The organism is Blastococcus atacamensis, assembly GCF_002938425.1.
GTDB classification, from domain to species: Bacteria; Actinomycetota; Actinomycetes; order Mycobacteriales; family Geodermatophilaceae; genus Blastococcus; species Blastococcus atacamensis.
The window spans coordinates 1-2,541 of record NZ_POQU01000153.1; the positions used below are offsets into that span (position 1 = coordinate 1).

Annotated in this window: 2 protein-coding genes; both read left to right on the forward strand. The window is 76.0% G+C overall.

Features of this window, described 5'->3' with window-relative positions:
- Positions 1 to 754, forward strand: a 754-nt coding sequence (locus C5508_RS19125; protein WP_104526490.1) for a bifunctional 5,10-methylenetetrahydrofolate dehydrogenase/5,10-methenyltetrahydrofolate cyclohydrolase, incomplete at its 5' end; no start/stop codon positions are given.
- A partial coding sequence (pabB, locus tag C5508_RS19130) for an aminodeoxychorismate synthase component I (protein WP_104526491.1) occupies positions 754 to 2,541 on the forward strand: 1,788 nt, incomplete at its 3' end. The genes C5508_RS19125 and pabB, both read left to right, overlap by 1 nt.

Consider the following 2,541-nt stretch of genomic DNA (forward strand, 5'->3'; position numbering starts at 1 on the left):
GGCCACCGTCCTGGTCGGCGACGACCCGGCATCGGAGGTCTACGTCCGGAACAAGCGGCGGCTGAGCGTCGAGGCCGGCATGGTCGACCAGCACCGGCACCTGCCCGGCGACGTCGGCCAGGCCGAGGCCGAGGCCCTGCTCGACGAGCTGGCCGCCGACCCGGCGGTCTCGGGCATCCTGCTGCAGCTGCCCACGCCGAAGCACCTGGACTCCGACGCCCTCGTCGCCCGCATCCCGGCCGAGAAGGACGTCGACGGGCTCACCACCCTCAACGCCGGGCTGCTCGCCCAGGGCCGGCCGGGCCTGCGGCCCTGCACCCCCGCCGGGGTGCTGCGGCTGCTCGACGAGTACGACGTCGCGCTGGCCGGTGCCGAGGCCGTCGTGGTCGGCCGCTCGGCGCTGGTGGGCAAGCCGATGGCCCAGCTGCTGCTCGGCCGGCACGCCACGGTGACCACCTGCCACTCCCGCACGAAGGACGTCGCCGAGGTGTGCCGCCGGGCCGACGTCCTCGTCGTCGCCGCCGGCATCCCCGGCCTGATCGGCCCCGACGCCGTGCGGCCGGGCGCCACCGTCATCGACGTGGGGATCCACCGCGGCGAGAACGGCCTGGTCGGCGACGTGCAACACGACGCCGTGGCGGAGGTCGCGGGCCTGCTCACCCCGGTGCCCGGCGGCGTCGGGCCGATGACCATCGCGATGCTGCTGGCCAACACCCTGACCGCGGCGAAGGCCCAGCAGGGGCTCGGCGACTGATGCCCGGGCCGTGGGCGCGGTTCGACGACCTGCGGGCGGGGACGGCACTGCTGTGCCCTCCGCCGCGGCAGGTGCTGACCGCGGTCCGGCCCGACCAGGTCGCCGACGTGCTGCAGCAGGTCTCCGACGCGACCGAGCGCGGCAGCTGGGCGTTCGGCTACGTGGCCTACGAGGCGGCATCCGGACTGGACCCGCTCCTCCCCGGGGGCGACGCCGCGGCCGGGGGCCTCCCGCTGGTGTGGTTCGGGCTCTGCGACGCACCGGTTCCGGTGGACCCCGTCGTCGCCCCCGCCGGCCCCGCGCCCGAGGCGGTCCGCTGGCGACCGGACGCCACCGACTCCGAGCACGCCACCGCCGTCGCGACCGTGCGCGAGCGGATCGCCGCCGGTGAGACCTACCAGTGCAACCTGACCGACCGGCTGCGCGCGACGCCTCCCGGCGATCCCGGGGAGCTGTACGCGCGGCTGGCCCTCGCCCAGCGCGGCGCCCACAACGCCTACCTCGACCTGGGGCGGCACGTCGTGGCCAGCGCCAGCCCCGAGCTGTTCTTCGAGTGGGCCGGCGACGAGGTCCGCACCCGGCCGATGAAGGGCACGGCCGCGCGCGGGCGCACCACGGCGGAGGACCGCGAGCAGTCCGGCCGGCTGCTCTCCAGCACCAAGGAGCGCGCGGAGAACCTCATGATCGTCGACCTGCTGCGCAACGACCTGGGACGCATCGCCGAGGTCGGCAGCGTGCGGGTCGACGAGCTGTTCGCCCTCGAGCGCTATCCGACGGTCTGGCAGCTGACCTCCGAGATCACCGCCCGCGTGCGACCCGGCACCGGCCTGCTGGACCTGTTCCGGGCGCTGTTCCCCTGCGGATCGGTCACCGGTGCGCCCAAGCAGCGGACCATGGAGCTCATCGACGAGCTCGAGCCGTCCCCGCGGGGCGTCTACTGCGGCGCCGTGGGCCTGGTCGCTCCGCCCTCGGCCCCGTTCCGCGCCCGCTTCAACGTCGCCATCCGCACCGTGGTCCTCGACCGGTCGACCGGCCGGGCCGTCTACGGCGCGGGCGGCGGCATCACCTGGGACTCCGACGCCGGGCGGGAGCGGGCCGAGCTGCACGCGAAGGCCGCCGTCCTGATCCACGACGCCGCCGAGCACCAGCTGCTGGAGACGCTGGCGTTCGATCCGGCGACCGGCCCGCGCAACCTCGACCGGCACCTGGCCCGGATGGCCGACTCGGCCGACTGGTTCGGCTTCGTCTGCGACCTGGACGCGGTCCGGAGCGCGGTCAGCCGGGCGGTCGACGGGCGGACCACCCCGGCGCGGGTGCGCGTGCTGCTGTCCCGGGACGGCTCCGTCGAGGTCGTGCTCCAGCCCCTGCCGCCGTCGGCGGACGCGCCCGTCCGGCTGGCACTGGACGACGAGCCGGTCGACGGCAGCAGCCCGTGGCTGCAGCACAAGACCACCCGGCGCGACCCCTACCTCGCCGCCGCGCTCCGGCACCCGGGGGCCGACGACGTGGTGCTGGTCAATGCTGCGGGCGAGGTGACCGAGACGACGATCGCCACCCTGGCGGTGCGGCTGGACGGGCAGTGGTGGACGCCGCCGACCACGTCCGGCTGCCTGCCCGGCGTCGAGCGGGGCCGCCTGCTGGACCTCGGGCTGCTGCGCGAGCGCGTGCTGCGGTCCCGGGACGGCTCCGTCGAGGTCGTGCTCCAGCCCCTGCCGCCGTCGGCGGACGCGCCCGTCCGGCTGGCACTGGACGACGAGCCGGTCGACGGCAGCAGCCCGTGGCTGCAG